This is a genomic window from Dactylosporangium sp. CA-052675 (genome assembly GCF_050947935.1).
Classification (GTDB): domain Bacteria; phylum Actinomycetota; class Actinomycetes; order Mycobacteriales; family Micromonosporaceae; genus Dactylosporangium.
This window is the reverse complement of sequence record NZ_CP192010.1, coordinates 3,830,412-3,849,121: the sequence shown is the minus strand read 5'-3', so window position 1 is coordinate 3,849,121 and position 18,710 is coordinate 3,830,412. Positions and strand designations below refer to the sequence as shown.

20 protein-coding genes are annotated in these 18,710 nt (G+C 74.8%); 6 read left to right on the top strand and 14 right to left on the bottom strand.

Annotation, left to right across the window (positions count from 1 at the left end; genetic code table 11):
• Nucleotides 1-191: 191 nt before the first annotated feature.
• Nucleotides 192-674 (top strand): hypothetical protein, encoded by a 483-nt coding sequence (locus ACQP1P_RS17560; protein WP_433087739.1) that lies wholly within the window; start codon nt 192-194, stop codon nt 672-674.
• Here the strand turns inward: ACQP1P_RS17560 and ACQP1P_RS17555 are convergent.
• The 6 genes from ACQP1P_RS17555 to ACQP1P_RS17530 form a co-directional block, all read right to left on the bottom strand.
• Nucleotides 671-1,891, bottom strand: coding sequence for an EAL and HDOD domain-containing protein (locus ACQP1P_RS17555; RefSeq protein ID WP_433087738.1), 1,221 nt, complete (start codon nt 1,889-1,891; stop codon nt 671-673). The genes ACQP1P_RS17560 and ACQP1P_RS17555 overlap by 4 nt on opposite strands.
• Nucleotides 1,892-2,084: 193 nt before the next feature.
• Complete coding sequence (locus tag ACQP1P_RS17550; RefSeq protein ID WP_433087737.1) at nt 2,085-2,654, bottom strand: hypothetical protein; 570 nt, start codon at nt 2,652-2,654, stop codon at nt 2,085-2,087.
• Nucleotides 2,651-3,973: a hypothetical protein gene (locus ACQP1P_RS17545; RefSeq protein WP_433087736.1), complete on the bottom strand. Its 1,323-nt coding sequence runs from the start codon at nt 3,971-3,973 to the stop codon at nt 2,651-2,653. Before ACQP1P_RS17545 ends, ACQP1P_RS17550 begins: the two co-directional genes overlap by 4 nt.
• Nucleotides 3,970-4,734 carry an ABC transporter ATP-binding protein gene (locus tag ACQP1P_RS17540; RefSeq protein ID WP_433090034.1) on the bottom strand — a complete coding sequence of 255 codons (765 nt, stop codon included), beginning with the start codon at nt 4,732-4,734 and terminating at the stop codon, nt 3,970-3,972. The genes ACQP1P_RS17545 and ACQP1P_RS17540 overlap by 4 nt, the downstream gene beginning before the upstream one ends.
• Nucleotides 4,734-5,390 carry a hypothetical protein gene (locus tag ACQP1P_RS17535; protein ID WP_433087735.1) on the bottom strand — a complete coding sequence of 219 codons (657 nt, stop codon included), beginning with the start codon at nt 5,388-5,390 and terminating at the stop codon, nt 4,734-4,736. Before ACQP1P_RS17535 ends, ACQP1P_RS17540 begins: the two co-directional genes overlap by 1 nt.
• Complete coding sequence (locus ACQP1P_RS17530) at nt 5,387-5,935, bottom strand: RNA polymerase sigma factor (protein WP_433087734.1); 549 nt, start codon at nt 5,933-5,935, stop codon at nt 5,387-5,389. The genes ACQP1P_RS17535 and ACQP1P_RS17530 overlap by 4 nt, the downstream gene beginning before the upstream one ends.
• A 224-nt stretch (nt 5,936-6,159) precedes the next feature.
• Between ACQP1P_RS17530 and ACQP1P_RS17525 the strand changes: the two genes are divergently transcribed.
• Complete coding sequence (locus ACQP1P_RS17525; RefSeq protein ID WP_433087733.1) at nt 6,160-7,134, top strand: cellulase family glycosylhydrolase; 975 nt, start codon at nt 6,160-6,162, stop codon at nt 7,132-7,134.
• Here the strand turns inward: ACQP1P_RS17525 and ACQP1P_RS17520 are convergent.
• From ACQP1P_RS17520 to ACQP1P_RS17510, 3 genes are all read right to left on the bottom strand, one after another.
• Nucleotides 7,115-8,524: a glycosyltransferase family 2 protein gene (locus ACQP1P_RS17520; RefSeq protein ID WP_433087732.1), complete on the bottom strand. Its 1,410-nt coding sequence runs from the start codon at nt 8,522-8,524 to the stop codon at nt 7,115-7,117. The two genes, ACQP1P_RS17525 and ACQP1P_RS17520, sit on opposite strands and share 20 nt — an antisense overlap.
• Nucleotides 8,525-8,639: 115 nt before the next feature.
• On the bottom strand, nt 8,640-10,028 hold the full coding sequence (locus ACQP1P_RS17515) for a DUF1996 domain-containing protein (protein ID WP_433087731.1): 1,389 nt from the start codon (nt 10,026-10,028) through the stop codon (nt 8,640-8,642).
• A 163-nt stretch (nt 10,029-10,191) separates the two neighbouring features.
• The gene (locus ACQP1P_RS17510; RefSeq protein WP_433087730.1) at nt 10,192-10,563 is read right to left on the bottom strand and encodes a winged helix-turn-helix transcriptional regulator; all 372 of its coding nucleotides are present in this window, start codon (nt 10,561-10,563) and stop codon (nt 10,192-10,194) included.
• Nucleotides 10,564-10,629: 66 nt separating this feature from the next.
• Between ACQP1P_RS17510 and ACQP1P_RS17505 the strand changes: the two genes are divergently transcribed.
• Nucleotides 10,630-11,211, top strand: a complete 582-nt coding sequence (locus ACQP1P_RS17505) for an NADPH-dependent F420 reductase (protein ID WP_433087729.1) — start codon at nt 10,630-10,632, stop codon at nt 11,209-11,211.
• A gap of 332 nt (nt 11,212-11,543) precedes the next feature.
• Here the strand turns inward: ACQP1P_RS17505 and ACQP1P_RS17500 are convergent, their stop codons facing one another.
• The gene (locus ACQP1P_RS17500; RefSeq protein WP_433087728.1) at nt 11,544-11,867 is read right to left on the bottom strand and encodes a DUF1257 domain-containing protein; all 324 of its coding nucleotides are present in this window, start codon (nt 11,865-11,867) and stop codon (nt 11,544-11,546) included.
• A gap of 27 nt (nt 11,868-11,894) precedes the next feature.
• Here ACQP1P_RS17500 and ACQP1P_RS17495 point away from each other — a divergent pair, with 27 nt between their 5' ends.
• Complete coding sequence (locus ACQP1P_RS17495; RefSeq protein WP_433087727.1) at nt 11,895-12,449, top strand: NUDIX hydrolase; 555 nt, start codon at nt 11,895-11,897, stop codon at nt 12,447-12,449.
• Here ACQP1P_RS17495 and ACQP1P_RS17490 read toward each other — a convergent pair.
• On the bottom strand, nt 12,433-13,059 hold the full coding sequence (locus ACQP1P_RS17490) for a hypothetical protein (RefSeq protein WP_433087726.1): 627 nt from the start codon (nt 13,057-13,059) through the stop codon (nt 12,433-12,435). The two genes, ACQP1P_RS17495 and ACQP1P_RS17490, sit on opposite strands and share 17 nt — an antisense overlap.
• Nucleotides 13,060-13,460: 401 nt before the next feature.
• Nucleotides 13,461-14,441, bottom strand: coding sequence for a hypothetical protein (locus ACQP1P_RS17485; RefSeq protein ID WP_433087725.1), 981 nt, complete (start codon nt 14,439-14,441; stop codon nt 13,461-13,463).
• 410 nt (nt 14,442-14,851) lie between these two features.
• Here ACQP1P_RS17485 and ACQP1P_RS17480 point away from each other — a divergent pair, with 410 nt between their 5' ends.
• The gene (locus tag ACQP1P_RS17480; RefSeq protein ID WP_433087724.1) at nt 14,852-16,132 is read left to right on the top strand and encodes a hypothetical protein; all 1,281 of its coding nucleotides are present in this window, start codon (nt 14,852-14,854) and stop codon (nt 16,130-16,132) included.
• 352 nt (nt 16,133-16,484) lie between these two features.
• Here ACQP1P_RS17480 and ACQP1P_RS17475 read toward each other — a convergent pair whose 3' ends face one another.
• Entirely contained in the window at nt 16,485-16,964 is a 480-nt protein-coding gene (locus tag ACQP1P_RS17475; RefSeq protein WP_433087723.1) for a hypothetical protein, read from the bottom strand.
• Here ACQP1P_RS17475 and ACQP1P_RS17470 point away from each other — a divergent pair.
• Nucleotides 16,950-17,459, top strand: a complete 510-nt coding sequence (locus tag ACQP1P_RS17470) for a hypothetical protein (RefSeq protein ID WP_433087722.1) — start codon at nt 16,950-16,952, stop codon at nt 17,457-17,459. The two genes, ACQP1P_RS17475 and ACQP1P_RS17470, sit on opposite strands and share 15 nt — an antisense overlap.
• Before the next feature lie 140 nt (nt 17,460-17,599).
• On the opposite strand, the gene ACQP1P_RS17465 is transcribed toward ACQP1P_RS17470, so the two are convergent.
• Nucleotides 17,600-18,571, bottom strand: a complete 972-nt coding sequence (locus ACQP1P_RS17465; protein ID WP_433087721.1) for a carboxymuconolactone decarboxylase family protein — start codon at nt 18,569-18,571, stop codon at nt 17,600-17,602.
• Nucleotides 18,572-18,710 lie beyond the last annotated feature (139 nt).

Below are 18,710 nucleotides of genomic sequence, written 5' to 3'. Positions count from 1 at the left end.
TGTCGGAATTATACGAATCGTCAGCCTCGGGTGGATTGTCGCGCGATTCAAAACCTAACAAGCGCTTGGTTTTTACATCTTGGCGAGGGCTGCCGAGCGTGTCAAGGACACGCCGGACACCTGCGCGTAACAAAACCGTAGAACTCCGACCGCCCTGAGCTGGGATCCCGGTGGTGCGGTACATATGTCCGATGCAGCTGATCAAGGCCTTCCCGCCGGAACGGTTCGCCGGTGCCCTCGACTCGTGGCGCTGGGCCGGCGTCGAGGGCAAGACGCCCGCGTTCGCCTCGCTCTTCGGCGACGTGTTCCTGCGCGGGGCGGACGGGATCTGGCGGCTGGACACGATCGGCGGCACGATCGAGCAGCGCTGGCCCAGCATGGAGGCGCTCTCGGCCGAGCTCAACACGGCCGAGGGGCAGGAGCGGTACCTGCTGGCCGGCCTCGCCGCGGAGATGGCGCGCCGCGGCCTGACCCCGCAGGACGATCAGGTCTACGACTTCACCCACCCGCCGGCGCTGGGCGGCGCGATCGAACCGGACAACGTGGACGTCATCGACTTCGTGGTCGGCGTGAACCTCGCCGGCCAGCTGCACGACCAGCTGCGGGCGCTGCCGCCGGGCACCACGATCCGGGCCGTCTCGGTCGACGACGGCCGGCTGACGATCGACTCCTAGTCCCCGATGCGCCGGACCGTCTCCGTCGCCCAGCGCACGGCCTGCAGATAGGGGGTCACCAGGTCGCCCGCCTCCGCCGGGGGCGGGGTACCGTGCAGGTAGGCCCGCACGGCCGAGAAGGTCGCGCCCAGCGGCCCGGCGCCGTCCACGAGGGCGGAGCGGGTCGCGTCGCTGAGCGGCAGCTGCTCGGAGAGCACCTTCGCCGGCTGCCCGATCAGCTCGGCGACGCTGGAGAGCAGCCCGACCACGAACGCCTCCTCGCCGGACTGGCCCGCCTGCTCGGCCACGAGCCGGCACAGCTGGGCCCGGATGAGCGCGTCGGCCATGCGCTCGTCGCCGGCGAGGGTCAGGTCGCCGACGAGCATGAGCATGACCCAGTCGCGGACCTGGGCCATGCCGAGCAGCATCACGGCGCCGTGCACGGTGGAGACCCGCCGGGCCGAGCCGTTCCAGGCGCAGTTCGCGGCGCGCAGCAGCCGGTAGCTCAGCGCGGGGTCGGCCGAGACGTGGGCGACGATGGCCGGCACGTCGCTCTCGGCCTCCATGAACTCGCCCAGCAGCTGGATGCAGCGCATGCGGGAGGCGCTCAGGGTGCGGGTGCTCGCGACGACCGGGCGGTCGAGGGCGTACCCCTGGAAGAGCTCGTAGCCCAGATCCCGGGCCGCGGCGATGTCGGCCGGCGTCTCGAGCCGCTCCGCGACGAAACGCAGGTGCGGGTGGCGCTCGCGGAGGCTGTGGATGACGGCCCGCCCGGCCGCGTCGAGCCCGAGAAAGTCGATCTTCACGTAGCTCGCGACGGGCAGCAGGCGCTCGTGCTCGGAGCCGGGCACGAAGTCGTCGAGCGCGACGGCGTAGCCGGCCGCGGCCAGGGCCGCGACCCCGGCCACCACGAGGTCGTCGACCCGCACCGTCTCCAGCACCTCGAGCACGACCCGGCCCGGCACCAGCGGCACGGGCAGGTCGCCGCGCAGGAAGTCGTCGGTGAGGTTGACGAAGCCGGGCAGGCCGCCGGTCAGCTCGTCGAAGTCGAACGCGGTGAACGCGGCGACGATGACCTGGCTGGTGGCGGCGGCGCCGGAGCGGTCGGCCCCGAGCGAGTGCGGGCCGGAGCGGAAGAGCAGCTCGTAGCCCGCGACGGCGCCGGCGGCGTCGTAGATGGCCTGGCGACCGACGACGACGTCGGGCGAGGCCGCCTCGGTGTGCTGCTGCTCTAGCATGTTCCGCCCTGTCAGAACGCCGCCAACGATGTCCTCCCAGACTGGGGCGGCCCGGGAGCGCGGCCGGAGCACATCCGGTTGCGACGCGGTTGCGGACGGTTCGGCGGCCGCGCCCGTGGCCGTGAGCCGGTCCACGGCGGCGTCGACGAGGGCGCCGGCCTCGGCGTTTCGCGAGCGGGGCCGCGATCATGACCTACGCGCGCGCACCCCGCACCGAGTAGGCGACGAGTCCGCCCGCGGCCAGGGCCAGCGCGCACACCAGGGCGGACGTGGTCGCGGCGGGCTGCACGGGCCAGGCGGCGACCTGCACCCGCACGTCGTCGCTCGGCCCCAGCAGCGGCAGAACGGCGACGAGGGTCCACAGCAGCGGGGCGACCCAGGCGTGCGCCGCCCCCAGCACCGCCGCGCCGAGCGCGGCCAGCCCGAGCAGCCCGGCGACGTCGCGCAGCGCCACCACGAGCGGCTCGACCCGGGCCGCGGCCGGAGCCCGGACGGGTCCCGCGACGAGCAGCCCGGCGACGAGCAGCGCCACCGCGCCGAGGTGCAGCGCCCGGCGGGACGGCCAGGGCACGGCGCCGGTGCGCTCCAGCGCCTCATCCGCGGCGCCCAGGGTGGGGCCGAACGCGGCCACGGCGAGCGTCGCCGCCAGCGCGGCCAGGCGCGCGTTCGCGGGCGTCAGGGCGGCGAGCCCGGCGACGGACACCGCGACCGCCAGGGCCTGGGGGACGCGGCGGGCGCGCACGTACAGCCACAGCCACCTCATGTCGTCAGCCCGGCGAACGCGTCCGGCCGGCACGCCAGCACCCCGTCACGGGCCGCCAGCACCAGGCGGCGCTGCTCGTCCTCGGGCCGCGCCCGCAGGGCCGCGTAGGCCCCGGCGAGCCGGGCGCCGGGCGGGGTGCCGGTGAGCCAGGCGACCGCCAGCTCGCGGCCGTCGAAGGCGTCGGCGGGGGCCGGGTCGCAGCTCTGCTCCCACGCGGCGCCGAGCACGAGCCCGGGGAACGAGCCGTCGCGCAGGTCGGCCCGGCCGTCGGCGCCGATGGGCGGGGCGGCGAAGACGAGCGTGGCGGCGTCGTGGGGCGGGTCCGCGGGGCCGGTGCCGTAGGCGGGCCGGCGGGTCTCGACCGCGCGCGCCGGGGCGCCCGGCATCGTCGCCGCGAGGGTGGCCAGCGCCGCGCGGACGGGGCCGGCGATGTCGGGCAGCAGGGCGGCGTGGACCCGGGTGACGCAGACCTGCGGGCCCGCGTCGTCGCAGACCAGCTCGACGGCGCGGGGGTCGTAGGCGGCCGCGGCCGCGTAGCCGCCCGGCGGCAGCAGCGGCACCGCCACGGCCGCTCCGAGCACCGCCGGGAGCAGCGCCGGGGCGACGGTCCGGCGGCGGGCGGTCGCGAGCAGCAGGCCGGTGGCGGCCAGCGCGGCGAGCCACAGCGCCTGCACCAGGCTGACCCGGGCCGAGACGGTCTGGAAGTCGTCGAGGCTGCCGCTGTACACCGGGGAAAGCAGCAGGGCCGCCGGGGCCTCGCCGCGACCGGGCGCGAGCGCCACCCACTGCGGCAGCATCCCGGCCACGGCGACACCGAGCACGGCCAGCACCGGCGCGGTGACGAAGCGGGGCACGGCCCGGCCGGCGGCGAGCCCGATCCAGCCGCCGGCGACCAGCGCGAGGGCCCCGACGGCGGTCACGGCCGGCGCGGCGGGCGGGAAGTACCCGGCCCGGGGCAGCACCCAGGCCAGGGCCACGAGAAACGTGAGCGCGTACGCGCCGACGAGGGCCGCGGCCAGGACACCGGCGGTGACGAGCATGCGCTGGCCGCGCGGCCGGGGCGTGCTGGCGAACAGCTCGCCGACCCCGGCGGCGGCCTCGCGGCGGCCCAGCGCGGCGCCCCCGGCCAGCGCGACGGGGAACAGGAACATCAGCAGCAGGCGCAGCGCGACGGCGAGCTGCAGCCAGCGGCCCGCGAAGCCCTGCGGGAACGTGAGCAGCAGCGCGGTGCCGGCGGCGAAGGTCAGCACCGCGACGACGGCGGCGGCCGAGCGGCGCAGCTCCAGCCGGGCGATCCGGCCGGTGGATGGACCGGTCATGCCGGCACCTGCCCGCGGTGCGCGCGCAGCAGCGCGGAGTAGCCGCGCTCGGTGGCGCTGTCGCCGGCGTCGCCGCAGCCGCCCCGCTCGGCCAGGCCGGTGGCCGGGCCCCGCCACACGAGCCGGCCCTCGTCCAGCAGCACCACGCCGGTGCAGGCGGCGGCGACGTCCTCGACGAGGTGGGTGGAGACGACCACGCAGCTGTCGGCGCCCACGTCGCGCAGCAGGGCGCGCAACGCGATGCGCTGCTCGACGTCGAGGCCGACCGTCGGCTCGTCGAGCAGCAGCAGCCCGGGGTCGTTGACGATCGCCTGGGCGATGCCCGCCCGGCGCAGCATGCCGCCGGAGAGCGTTTTCATCCGGGCGTCGGCCCGCGCGGTGAGCCCGACCCGGTCGACGGCCCGCTGGACGGCGCCGGGGATGTCGCGGCGGGGCATCTCCTTGAGCCAGGCCATGTACTCCACGAACTCCCGCACCGTGAACCGCGGGTAGTAGCCGAAGTGCTGCGGCAGGTAGCCCAGCGTGCGGCGCACGCCCCGCAGGTCGCCACCGCCGCCGCCGGTGACGGCGGTGCCGAGCAGGGCGAGCCGGCCGCTCTCGGGCCGCAGGACGGTGGCGAGGGCGCGCATGAGCGTGGTCTTGCCGGCGCCGTTGGGGCCCAGCAGCCCGTGGACGCCGGGGCCGAGGGCGAGGTCGAGCCCGTCGACGGCGAGGCGGCGGCCGGCCCGCACGCGCAGGGCCTCGGCGTGGACGTTCCACATCACGGTGTCTCCCGGTTGAAGGCGGCCGTACGGACGACGGCGACGGCGACGAGTGCGACCACGGCGGCGGCCCAGCCCGGCCACGCCCCGGCCGCGAGGACGCCGGGCAGCCGGGCGGTGGCGAGGCTCGGGACGATCACGAACCCGGCCCAGGCCGCGGCGAGCCCGAGCGCGGCCCGGTCCACGCCGGTCAGCCCGCCGAGCGCCAGGCTGGCCGCGGTGAACGCGAGGCCGGGCAGCAGCCAGAGCGCGGGCGCGTGCCCGGTCGCCCACCCGGCGACGGCCAGCAGCGGGATGACGGCGGCGAGGGCGGCCAGGGTCCGGCGCAGCAGCAGCCCCAGCCCGAAGCGCGGCACGGAGGCGAGCAGCTCCCAGGCCGGGTCGGTGCGGCGGCTCCACGCGGCGGCGACCGGCAGCAGCGGCGCGACCGGGGCCAGCAGCAGCACGAGCGAGGGCAGGCTGGTGAACGTCTGCTCCAGCGCGACCGCCGCGAGCATCAGCGCCCCGGCGGCCGCGAGCCAGGGCGCGACCCGCCCGGCGAGCCCGGCCGGGCGCAGGCGCCGCCCGCGCACCGGCCCGGGTCCGGCCTCGATCCCGGCCGCGATGCCCGCCGCGGCCCGCTCGACCAGCGCCCGGATGTCGTCGTCGGCGTTCATGACAGCGCCTTTCGCAGTGCGAGCCGGGCGCGGCGGGCCCGGGTCTTCACGGTTCCCTCGGGCATGCCGAGCAGCGCCGAGGTCTCCCGGACGCTGAGCCCGTCGAGCACCAGGGCGCGCAGGACGTCGCGCTGCTCCGGCGGCAGCGCGAGCAGCGCCCGCCCGAGGTCCCCGTCGAGATCGCCGGCGAGCGCCTGCTCCTCCGCGGCCGGCGCCACGGCCGGCGTCGGCGGCGGCGGTACGCGCTCCGCCCGCGCCCGCCGCCGGAAGGCGTCGACGAGCCGGTTGGCCGCGATCGTCCACAGCCACCCGGGCGCGTTACCGCCGAGCCCGGCGCGGGCCTGGCTGCCGGCGCTGCGCCACACGGCCAGGTACGTCTCCTGCAGCACGTCCGCCACGACGTCCTCGTCCGCGCAGCGCTGCCGCAGCCGCACGGCCAGCCACGGGGCCGTGCGCCGGTAGAGCTCGTCGAACGCGCGCCGGTCCCCGCGGGCGGTGCGCCGCAGCAGCTCCGCCTCGTCGAGCGCGTCCAGACCTCGTCCCACATCTCTCCTGACGACCGGGGCCGCGGCCCAGGTTCTCACCCGCGTGTGATCCGGGCCACACCAGCCCCGGCCGCCGGAGCGGCCGGCGCACCGGCGGGGCGGTCGTGCTCCGGCCCGACCCGAGCATCGCGACCGGCCCCGATTCCGGCCAGCGGGGTGGTGGTCCGGGTGATCCGGCTGGCAGCCTCGTGCGGATGCGCCGAGCCATTCCTATCCTCGCGATCGTGGCAGTGCTCCTCGCCGTGTTCGGATTCTGGCGGCACGACCGGTCCACCGCCCGGGTCGCGGCCGGGCCCGCGAACCCGCCCGTGCGCGGGCTGCACGTTCGCGGCTCCGAGATCGTGCAGGCCGGCGGCGAGCCGTTGCTGATGCGCGGGATCAGCCATCCGTACGCCTGGTTCCCCCAGCACACCGCGGCGTTCGCGGACATCAGGCGCCTCGGCGCGAACACGGTGCGGGTGGTGCTCACCGGCGACGTGCCGGGCCGCGAGGTGGCCGGGATCGTCGCGCGGTGCAAGGAGAACCGGCTCGTGTGCGTGCTGGAGGACCACGACACGACGGGCTACGGCGAGCGCGAGGGGGCCGTCACCCTCGACCGCGCGGCGGACTACTGGGCCGGGCTCTCGCCGGTGTTGCGCGGCTCGGAGGAGTACGTCGTGGTGAACATCGGCAACGAGCCCTACGGCAACGGCGACACCTCGGGCTGGGCCGAGGCCACCGGGGCCGCGGTCGCGAAGGTGCGCGCGGCGGGCGTGCGTCACCTGCTCATGGTCGACGCGCCGAACTGGGGCCAGGACTGGTCGGGCACCATGCGCGACTCCGCCCCGGCGGTGTTCGCCCGCGACCCGCTGCGCAACACGGTGTTCTCGGTGCACATGTACGGCGTGTACGGCTCGGCCGCGAAGGTGACCGAGTACTTCGACGCGTTCCGCCGCACCGGGCTGCCGCTCGTCGTCGGCGAGTTCGGGTGGCGGCACACCGACGGCCCGGTGGCCGCGGACGCGGTCATGCGCGAGTCCGACGCGCGCGGCATCGGCTACCTCGGCTGGTCGTGGAGCGGCAACGGGGGCGGGGTGGACTATCTCGACGCGGCCGAGGGCTTCGACCCGGACCGCCTGACGGACTGGGGCCGCCGGCTCTTCGACGGCATCAGGGCCACCGCGCGCGAGGCGACGGTGTTCACGAGGGCTTCGCGATGACCAGGAACCGGTTCTCGGTCCGGCGCGCGAACTTCATGAAGCCGCGCAGCCCCGGCAGGCCCTCCATGAGCCCGAACAGGGGTATCAGCGCGACCACGGCGACCGGCTCCCACCAGCGGCGCCGGCCGTCCTCGGAGACGCCCGCGTTGACCCGCAGGCCCTCCCAGTACATCCAGACCACGTAGGCCATGTTCACCGCCCACAGCGGGATGATGAGCACCGTGGTCGGCGACGTGTTCGGGTCGGCGATCAGCAGGGCGACGAGCATGACGACGGCGACGTTCTGGATCGGCCCGATCACCCACGACATCACCGAGTAGCCCAGCAGCAGCCGGTTGCGCAGCCGCAGGGTCGGGTTGAAGACCAGCCCGGCCAGCCCCCACGACCAGCGCTCCCGCTGCCGGAAGAAGTCCCGCACGCTGGCCGGCGACGCGCCGTAGCACCGGCCGGCGAACCAGGCGCTGCGGCCCTCGTACAGGTCGCTGAAGATGAGCGCGAACTGCGCGTCCTCGACCAGGCTGCGCGGGCCGAAGTCCCAGCCGATGGTGGCCTCGACGGAGGCCCGCACCAGCAGCAGCTCGCCGTGCACGCCCACGCGCGGGGTGCCGCTGCCGGTCCAGGCCGAGAAGCGCCCGACGTCCTCGGCCGGGCGGGCCGAGTCCGCGAGCCAGGTGAGCCGGTTGACCGCGTACTCGCGGGGATACGTCAGGATGCCCTGGGCCAGATGCTTCGCGGCGGCCCCGGCCTCGTCCTGCTCCGTGATGAACCGCGCCATCGCCAGGGCCGTGTCGGGCCCGACGCCGGTGTCGTCGTCCATGTGCAGCACCCACACGTCGTCGCGGGCCTCGCCCTCGCGGATGCGCAGCTCGTGGGCGTAGTGCGCGGCGCGGGCCTTGAACCGGGTGCCGTTGGGCGTGCGGTACCCGGCCGGCACGGTGACGAGCCGGACCATGTCGCTGTGCGCGGCCAGGGCCGCGATCCGCTCGTGGCCCTCGCTGCCCTCGTCGACGAGCACGTCGATGCGCAGGCGCGGGAAGCACGGGGGCAGCCAGGTGACGTACGAGTGGATGGAGCGCTCGAGCGCCGGGTGGGTGTCGTGCCGCCCGATCGTCGGCACCACCACGACGAGCAGCCCGTCGCTGGTGGGCGAGGCGCGGCCGGACCACCGCGCGGCGGAGGCCCGCAGCGCCTTGCGGGTGCGGCGCAGCCCGACGATGCCGGTCAGGGTGGTGAAGATCGGCCAGGTCCAGAGCACGGTCAGCGGCCAGCCGAGCACGCCGGGGTGGGGCTGGGTGAGCCAGGTCTCGCTGAGCACGATGATGAGGTACGACAGCACCAATGGCGAGTACGCGGGCCGCCAGCGGGCGAGCCGGCGCGGCGATGCTCCCACCGGGGCGAGCTACCCGCGAAGCTCCCGGGCAATCGCGCGGCCGACCGGCACCTGGGCGGACGGGCGCGGGTGTGCCGCCGATGGCGGCCGGCACACCCGCACCCTCAGGGCCGGCTCAGAAGGTGCCGGCCGTGTTGCACTTGGCCTTCTGCCGGACGCAGTCCTTCACGCGCTGGCCCATGGCCGTGTTGTCCCAGGCGAGGAAGGAGTCGCCGTGGATCGACGACGCCATGCCCGACGCCAGCGTGAAGCCGGCGGCGCTGCCGTGGGTCGGGTACGCGATCACGAACGAGATGTTCGGGATCGCGACCGGGAACTGGCCCTGGCACTTGCCGTTGACCGCCCCGCCCACGTGCGACTTGTGGTCCGGGCTGTCCAGGTGGACGCCGTCCCAGCAGTCGGGGAAGACGAGCTGGTAGTTGAGGTACGCGGTCTGGGCGCAGCGCGGCCAGTTGCCGTCGGTGCTGCGGCCGATCTCGCCGCCCGCCCCGGCGCACCAGAACTGGTTGGGCGAGCCGGCCGGGGTGGCCACCTGGAGCTTGGCGTCACCCGAGATCATCCGGAAGCCCTGCGGGAACGGCATCGTCGCGCTCGGGTCCGGCAGCCGCGAGCCGTAGTACACGGTCACGCCGCTGGGCTCGACGGCCACGCCGTTCTCGTACAGCGTCGGAATCCAGTACGCCGACAGGTCCCCCGCCGGCGAGCAGGACGACGCGCTGTTGTTGAGCAGGGTCTCGGTCGTCGTGTTCGCGTTGGTGCTGCGGTTGCCCAGGAAGCTGTGCATGTGCGAGGCACCGGGCAGCCCCGGGAAGACGATCGGGTCGTCCTTGAACGAGTGGCTGTACGTGCACGCCGCGTTGAACTCCGAGACGCGCACCGCGTCGGCCGGCGCCGGGTGCGTCGGCAGCGCGTTGAACGCGGCCACCTGGGCCTGCCACTTGTTCTGGTCCATGCTCACCCAGCCGGCCCCGCTGCTCGGCGGGGTCGTGCTGCCGCCGGTGCCGAAGACCTGGAACTCCCACAGGGACACGCCGTACTGCGTCGCCCGCTTGGTCGTGGTGAGCTTCACGTAACGGCCCGAGCCGCTCACGGTCAGCGTCTGGGTGCCGCCGGCGCCGTTGACCGTGGTGTTGATCGTGGTCCAGGCGGCGCCGTCGGCCGAGGTCTGGATGGTGAAGTCCTTGGCGTAGGCCGCCTCCCAGCTGAGCACCACCTTGGTGATGGTGGCGCTCGAGCCCAGGTCCACCTGCAGCCACTGCGGGTCGCTGAAGGCGCTGGACCAGCGGGTGCCCGCGTTGCCGTCGACCGCGGCCGCGGCGGTGGTGCCGCCGTTCTCGCTCGACGAGGCGGTGGCGGGCTTGCCCTGGGAGATCGGGGTCTCGGCGGCGTCGGCGGAGCGCAGCGCGAGGCCGGTGATGAAGGTGGCGACGAGCGCGGTGGCCGCGGCGCCGAACGTGATCGTGCGCAGCCGGGATCGGCCCGCGCGTGCGGGTCGGGTGGTCATGAAGCATCCTCCGGGGTCGGCGGGTCGGCCGGGGGCGGAGTCCGGCCGATCTTGCCAGAGAGCGCTCTCTGTGAGGTTCCCACTGTGGACCCCGCACTTGACGCATGTCAATGGCCCGGCACCCGGTTCAAGAAATCGGAGAGCGCTCTCCCAAGACCCTCGTTCAGGACGCTTGGGGAGAGCGCTCCCCCGACCAGCGCTCCTGGGCGGCGAGGACGTCGTCGCCGTGGCGCAGCGCCCACTGGCCCATCGCGCGCATCGGCTCGAGCAGGGCCTCCCCCGCGACCGTGAGCGCGTAGTCGACCCGGGGCGGCGCCTCCCCGTACGCCTGCCGGAACACGAGGCCGTTGTGCTCCAGCCGCCGCAGCGCGTCGTTGAGCACCTTCGGCCCGATCCCGCCGATGCGCCCCACCAGCGCCCGCGGGCGCATCGGCCCGTAGGCGCCCAGGGTGAACACCACCACGCTGTCCCAGCGGTTCGCCAGCACCTCGAACGCGATGCGGGCCTGGCAGTCCGCGGTGTACTCGTCGTCCACCCCGCGATTGTGCCCCGCCCGACGCACACCGCCCGGTGTGCATCGGCGCACCTAGCGTTGCCCGGCATGAAGATCGGCATCATCGGTACCGGCTCCATGTCCCAGTCCCTCGGCGGCGCCTGGACCCGCGCCGGCCACGACGTGCGCATCGGCGGCCGGCGCGACGGCACCCTGCGGGCGGCCGCCGCGCACGGCGAGCTCGTGCTCCTGGCGGTCCCGGCCCCGGCCGCCCCGCTCGTCGCCGCCGACCTGGCCGGCACCCTGGCCGGCCGGATCGTGCTCGACTGCACCAACCCGATCGAGCCCGGCCCCGAGGGCCCGATGCTCACCGGCTCGGTCCCGGCGCGGATCGCCGAGGCGGCGCCGGAGGCCGCGGTGGTGAAGGCGTTCAACGTGTGCCACGCGAGCATCTGGACGCTCGACCCGCCGGTGTTCGAGGGCACCCCGCTGACCGTGCCCTACTGCGCCGCGACCCGGCCGGCGGGCGAGCGCGTCGCCGCGCTGATCGCCTCCATGGGGTGCACGGCGGCCGACTGCGGCGGCCTCGACCGGGCGCCGTACCTGGAGGCGACCGCGGCCCTGGCGATCGGCGTCTGGTTCGCGGGCGGCCCGGTCCGCGCGATCTTCCCGGAGCCCGCCCAGTGCTAGGCTGCCGCGCATCAGGATCAGCGACTCCCTGCCGCCCGGGCGGCTCGTCGGCGAGCAGCAGCGCCTCTGGGCCAGCACCGGCCCGGCCACCGCCGCACTCTTCGACGAGCTGCGCCGGGCCCACCCGCACACCGGGCAGTGGCCGCTGCTGCTCGACCACCTCTACAACGAGCCCGGCCGGCCCTGGGACGACGGCGAGATCGGGCTCTGCTTCGCGTTCTGCCCGGACGACGTCTGGCAGCGCGAGCTACCCGCAGACCGTCGCCGCCCTCGCCGAGGAGCTCGCCGGCGTGCCCATGTGGTCGTTCTGGTGGGACTAGGAGCGGCCGGGGCTAGGAGCGGCGCAGCAGCAGGCGGATCGAGCCGTCGGACTGCCGCTCCTCGCCGGCCACCTCGAAGCCGTTGCGCTCGGCGTATGCGAGGGTCGCGGCCCGCCCGTACTCCTGGGTCACCCGCCGCAGCCACGGCTCCCCGTACTGCGCGCGGTCGAACTCGCTGACGATCGCCTCGAACGTGCCGTCGACGGTGCGCCGGAAGCCGAGGTCGTTGCTCATCCGGCTCAGCTGCGCGCGGCGCACGATCACCTCGGCGCGCTCGGGGCGGGCGTCGCCCTGGGCGACGCACCCCTTCCCCGTGCCGGCGGGTGTCACCAGCATGACACCCGGGCGCTAGGGTGATTGACCGTGCTGCATGAGCTGATCGCCGCGTACCGTCCCGCCGATGCCGGCGAGGAGCGTGACGTCGCGCGGGTGCGGGCGTTGCTCGACGGGGGCGGCGACGTGTGGTCGCGGGCGACCCCGCTGCACGTCACCGCGTCCGCGCTGATCGTCGACCCGGCCTCGGGGCGGGTGCTGCTGCGCTGGCACGCGCGGCAGGAGGCGTGGCTGCAGGTCGGCGGGCACGGGGACCCCGGCGAGACCGACCCGGTCGCCGTCGCGCTGCGCGAGGGCGAGGAGGAGACCGGCCTCACCGACCTGGTCCCCTACCCCGACCCGGCCCGCGCCGGGATCGTGCACGTCGTCGTGGTGCCGGTGAACGCGAAGGGCGACGAGCCGGCGCACGAGCACGCCGATGTGCGGTTCGTGCTGGCCACCGGCCGCCCCGAGGCGGCCCGGCCGGAGAAGCCCGACGCGCCCCTGCGCTGGGTCACCGTGGCCGAGGCGCTCGGCCTCGCCACCGAGCCCAACCTGCGCGAGACGATCGCGCGGGCCGGCCGGCTGCTCACGTCGGCGGCGTGACGCCGAGCGCGATGTCGTCCTCGGCGAGATGGTCGCGCCGGCCCAGGGCGACGTCGGCCTCGAACCGGATGGCCAGGCAGTCGCGCAGCAGCCGCAGCAGCCGCGCCCGGTCCGGTTCGGGCTCCGCGTGCCGGTCGATGGTCGCGAGGTCGCCCGGGGCCAGCTGCGACAGCGGGCGCGCGGCGAGGCGGTAGGCGGCGGGCGGGTACACGTCGATCGCGTGCTCGGGGCGCAGCCAGTGCCGGGTGACGGCGACGAATCCGGCGGCGGCGCGCGGGTACGGTATCCGCCCCGTCGAGCCCTCGATCGGCGGCCGCGCCTCGAACGTCTCCGCGTCGCGCAGGTGCAGCAGCTCCTCGCCGGTGTCCAGGACGAGCGTGCGCCCGTCGAGCGCCTCGAGGTTGCGCGCGACGGGCACGGCGGCGACGGCCTCCTCGGCGAGCTCGCCGCCCTCGATCCGCCACCGGTGCAGGCGGCTCTCGGGCCCGGCGGGGCCGCCGGGCTGGTCGAGCGCGACGAGCCGCCCGTCGCCGGTGAAGGCGATGCCCTCCAGCCGCCCCGCCGGCCACGGCACCGTCCGCAGCGCCCGGCCGTCGGCGGCGAGCAGCACGATCCGGCGCGATCAGCTCCGCGACGCTCGTGGCCGCCTCCCCGCCCGGGTGTGCGGGAACCGGTTGGTCCCCGCGGTCGTGCTCCTGCGTCAGGAAGGCGCGCAACAACGCGCTGGTGGGCCACGCAGCCCAGCTGACCGGCCCGCCCTGCGGCCGACACCGGAACCGCAAGCCACCGTGCTCGCGCATCGGTGCTGGAACTCGACGGTCTGGCCGAGCGCCCAGCGCTCCATACGCTGTCAGGATCGGGCGGTGATCGGTGCGTCGCTGCGGTTGCAGCCATGGGGCCCAGCTCACTCCACCGGAGCTGTCGGAGCCGTTCGTCCGGGCCGGCCGCGACTTCGGGTCGTGGCGGATGTGACGGTGCCGGGCTGCCGGCCCGGCACCTGGCGGTCCGCAGTCAGCTCGGCCGCAGGATCTGGGCCTTCTCCCGCGGTCCCGAGAATCCGAACACCGCGTTGGGACCGGCGATCAGAGGCGCCACCGCGGCGGCGGTCAGCGTGCGGACGGAGACGCCGTCGTCGAACCCGTTGTGGTCGCATCCGGCGTACCGCAGCAGGATCTCGGTCGGGCCGGCGGCGGACCGGACGAGCAGGACGATGGCCTCGTCGCCGTAGGAGGCCTCCGGCACGCAGGTCTGCGGGGCGTTGGGGCCTCCGCCGACCGGCGCCTTCGCGATCTCGCGGACCGCCCCGGCGGCCGCGGGGCCGTCCAGTCGCAGCGCCGAGACCAGGCGCGGGCTCGGACTGCCGGAATCCCCGGCCACCTCGTACTTGCAGGCCGATAAGCTCGCCACGTTCTGCAGCGACGCCACGTCCACCGGCTTCGGCGGCCGCCGCTGGGGGTGGACGCCGATCGGGTGCTCGGACGGGCAGCCGTAGCTGTCGACGTCCACCCGGCGGATTGTGTCGACGATGCGTTGCCGCAGCTCCTGGGGCGCGTTGACGGTGATCATGACACCATCGCGGCGTACGACTGTCTGGTCGCCCTCCTGCCGCACGCCGGACGGCTCGGTCGTGCGGTCGAAGGTCACCAGCTGACCCGTCTTGCGGACCAGCGTGCTGGGGCTGGGCGGGTCCCCGACCAGGCAGCCGACCGCGGGAATCGGGCCGGGGCGCCCGACCACCGGTTGCGCGAGCTCGTCCGCTCGTGTGATGCACCACGCGTGCAGCCGCTGGCTGCCGTTGGCCCAGCCCCAGGTGCTGGGCACGGCGATCTCGATCCCGCCGTAGGACTCCCATCGCCAGCCATCCGGCGCGGCAGAGGCGCCCACCTCCGGCCCGGCGGAGCCGCTCGCCTCCTGCGGCACCTGGTCGCGCGCCGCACAGGCGGACGTCGTCAGGACCAGCAGTGTGAACGCAGCCGCGGCCGAGCGTCGCATGATTCCCCCATCGCCGGATGACTCGCCCGATAGGACGCAGCCGGCGTCCGGGCGGTTCCCGGTCGTCCGTGTTCGCCTGGGTCGCGCCCACGGCTGCAACGATATGCCCTGCGGACGCCGGTGGAAGATCGCACACCCTGCAGCCGGCGCACGTACCGCTCGATGCCGACGCGAACGGATCGGCCGCACCGGGAGGACCTGACCCTCGTAGCCACTGCCGCTGGAAGCGCGACTCGCCGGCAGGACGTGGAACACCCGAGGCCCTGAACATCGACCTCGCCCTCGACGCCCTGGAAGAGGCTCTGCCACGCCGAGATTTTGTCTGTGCGGGACAGCGCCGGATCGACTGCTGGACATACGATCGCCACCGACCGCGGGCGGGTTGGCCATCCGCGGTAACGGGAGGATCTGTGTCACAACGTCCACGCCTCGGTGTGCTGTTCTCCACCGTGGTGCTCTCCACCGCAGTGAGTTTGTTCGCCACCGCCGCACCAGCGCACGCCGGCCAGACCAACACCGATGTGCCGCGCATCTCATGGGCCTACACCGACTCGGTGCATCCCGACGCGACCTACCTCAATCCCACCGGCGACGCGCCCCTGGGGGCCTGGCGGGACAGCGCCAACCGCCAGCACGTCTCGCGCGTCTACGCCACCTTCGACGTGGCCGCGCTGCTGAGCAAGCACATCGTGTCGGCGAAGCTCGCCGTGCCGGAGACCCAGGCGACCGACTGCGCCCACCGCCGGATCGAGGTCTGGGCGACGGCCGAGTCCACGTCCCCGACGTGGCGCAACCCGCCGCGCGAGCTGGGGAAGCTGGGCACCCTCGGCCCGGTCGACCAGTGCCCGACCACCTACCCGCTGCTCGACCTCATCGACCTGGTCAACCGGGCCCAGGCGGCCGGCTTCCAGTTGCCGTCGCACGCCTCGTTCGAGATCCGCCTGCCGCAGTCCCTCGAGCAGCAGGTGCCACTCGGCCGCCGGATCAGCGCACCTGCCCTGTACGTCGGCTACAACACCCCGCCGTCCGCGCCGGCTCCGCTGTTCAACTCGCTGCGCGCATGCGTGACGGCCGCGCCGTACCCGTACCTGAGCGGCCTGACCCCTGACCTGCTCGCCAAGGCGAGCGACGCCGACCCGGACGACTTCAACCTGACCAACGAGTTCGCGGTCTGGCCCGTCGCCCACCCCGACCAGCGCACGACGTTCACCGCGCAGACTTCCAACGGCGGCTTCGGCGGGGCGGCGGTGCCGTCCGGCGCGCTGACCGACAACACGACCTACGCCTGGCAGGCCCGCGTCAACGACGGCACCGACACGTCGCCGTGGTCACAGACGTGCTACTTCACCACGGACGACATCGCGCCGGCCACCCCCGCGGTGACCTCCACGTCCACGAGCTCCCCGATCACCTACACGCTGTCGCCGAACGGCTCCGACGACGTGTACGGCTACCAGTACAGCTGGACCGGCATCTTCTCCTCCTTCGGCGCCTACGAGGGCCCGAACGGCCCCGAGTGGATCGACCCGTTCACGATGCCCGACGTCATCCCCGCCCAGCCCGACGGCAGCGCAACGCTCACCCTGACCCCACCGAACCCTCTCGCCCGGTTGAGCGTGCACAGCTTCGACCGCGCCTACAACCTCTCCCCGACGACGACCTACCGCGTGATCATCTCCACCACCCCGTAGCCGGCGGCGACACCGAAGGGTCCGCACCATGTCCGTGGTGCGGACCCCTCGTGGCCGTCAATCCCTGGTGGGCGGGGCATGTGCACCCCAACCAGGACGGGACGACCGCCGGCGGAGCGGCGCGTTGGCCCCCATCGGACGGTCGGCGCCGTCGTGCATCGTGGCCGTCGTTGTCCGATCGGCCAGGTGCCTGACGCAACGGTGTTGACGAGCCGTGCCCGAGTGGAAGCCGGCCGCCGCCGGCGAGTCTGTGACCGCCGGCGGCGCACGTGGCCGGCCGCCGGCGCCCGTCCGGACCCGGAATGCCGCCGACACCACGACGCCGCCGGCCGCGGCCTGAGCGGGCGTGAGCTCAGCAGCGGGGAACGTCCCGGCATCGGTCGTGGGGAGTCCAGCCGACGTCTCGACCCAGGTACGCGGCGAGGCGATCGGCGGCGCTGGCCTGGTCGGGAACCGGCCGGGCGGGAGCGAACGAGCCGCCAGGTGTCCGGGGCAGCTCCCCGTAGATCTCGTGGACGGCCGCGAGGGTTGCGAGCATCTCTGTGCTGACCTGCTCGACGAGCCGCCAACCCGGGGCCGGCCCGTACCGCTGCGTCAGCATGCCGGGCCGGCGGAAGGCGGTCAGCGCCGCTTGCGCTGAGGCGCGAAACGCGGCCACGTGGTTCGCGCCGAGGTGGTCGGCGGTGAAGTCGGTCCGGGGGTGCCGTCGGCCAGGCTGGTCCACATCAGGTTCTCGTAGACCAGGTGGTCGAGCAGGGCGCGGACGTTCCAGCCGGCGCAGCTTCAGCCAGTTGCCGAGCAGACCCACAATGGGCCGGTGTTCGAGCGGCATGTTGCGCGGTACCTGTGGGGTTCGGTGGCATTCCTGGCCACCAGCTGGATCACGGCCGGTGCGGCACTGATCGTGCAGCGGCAGGCCGAGGCTCAGCAGCGCCGGGTCGACCAGGCGTCGGTCTGCGAGTCGTCGCAGGCGTTTTCGGGCACCGACTGCCGTGCCGTGATCGACGGTACGGTCACCGCGCTCAGCACCAAGCAGGCCGAGATCGACGCGGGCGGCTGGCACCTGACGATGGTTGTGTCGCCGGACCAGACCGCCGGCTTCGCCCCGGGAACACCGGTGCGGGTGACCGTGTACCGGGGCGCACCGATCCGCCTCGACGGTGACCATGTCCACTTCGACGCGGTGGACTCCCCGGCCGACCGGCGCAACAACGCCCGCACAGCCGTCCGGGCCGTGATGTCCCTCGGCACGCTCCTGGGCGCCGGGAACCTGGTCGTCGCGCTGGCCGTCCGCTGGCTTCACCGCCGCCGACCCCCGGCCGGCTGAACCGGCGAGCGGCGGGGAACACGCCGAGTTCGAGGTGGCTGTGCGCGCCGGCGTGCAGGGCCGGCGTGCGACGAGGGAGGTGCCGTCGACGTCCCCGAGACGGCGTTGCTGCCGGGCACGGCCGGCGGTGGGGGGGCGGTCTACGCGACGACCGCCACCCGGTCGGCGAGCCGCGAGACCGCGGTGAAGGCCCCGAAGCCGAGCACCCGCACCAGTTCCGCGTCGCCCCGCGGCCCGACCGAGCTGCGCCAAGCCGCCACCGCGGACTCCGTCAGCCGATAGGGCGCGAGCGCCGCGAGCAGCGCCAGCCGCGCCCCCGGCCGCTCGTCCTCCGGCACCGCGCCGAGCACGCTCCCCGGCCAGCCGCCGAGCTCCGGATGCTCGCCCCGCCACCCCGCCACCGCCTCGAGCACCGCGGCCCGGGCGGTGGGGCCGAGCAGGGCGCCGCCGGCGCGGGCGGCCCGTTCGAAGGCCGGCCAGGCGGTCGCGACCGGGCCGTCCCCGGCCCACGCCGGTGCCGGGCCCGCGCCGGGTTCCAGCAGTGCCAGGCTCTCGCCCGGTGTGATCGTTCGCCGCACGGTGCGGGCCAGGGCGAGGCCGGCCGCGCGGCGGGACGGTGCGCGCAGCACGCCGCCCGGGAGGAGGGAGCCGGGGCGCAGGGCGTCGACCATGCGGTTGATGAAGTGGTTGGCCAGGGCCGTGCCGACGTATTCGGGGACGTGCGCGGCCGGGAAGGGCCACGGGTCGGGCGCCGCCGAGCGGGTCGAGCGGGCCCAGGCGACCAGCGGGTCGGGCGCCTCGCCGCGGGTGATCGCGTCGGCGGTGTCGTGGGAGCCGGTCGCGTGCAGCATCGCGGCGTGCGCGTCGACGCAGAACGGGCAGCGGTTCACCACGGCCACGGCGGCCGCGACCGCCTCCTTGCGGGCCCGCGGGGCGGTGCCGGCGAGCATCGACTCGCGCAGCACCGCCCAGAGGGCCGCGTGCAGGTCCGGTGCGGGTGAGAGGTGCGGCGCGAAGAGGGCGCCGAGCTCGCGGGCGGACGCGGAGTACACCGCCGCGACCGAGCCGGTGGCGGCGCGCTTCGGGATCGGGGTGACGAACCGGTAGGACATCGGGCCTCCTTGGTTACAGAGGCGATCGTCGCAGCGGCGGGGTGCGGTGTCGTCGGACCAGGGTCGTCACTTCCGGGTACTCCCCTGGTCGTAGTCACCAGCCCGAGTACGGCCAGACCGAGTTTGTCAACCATGGTTG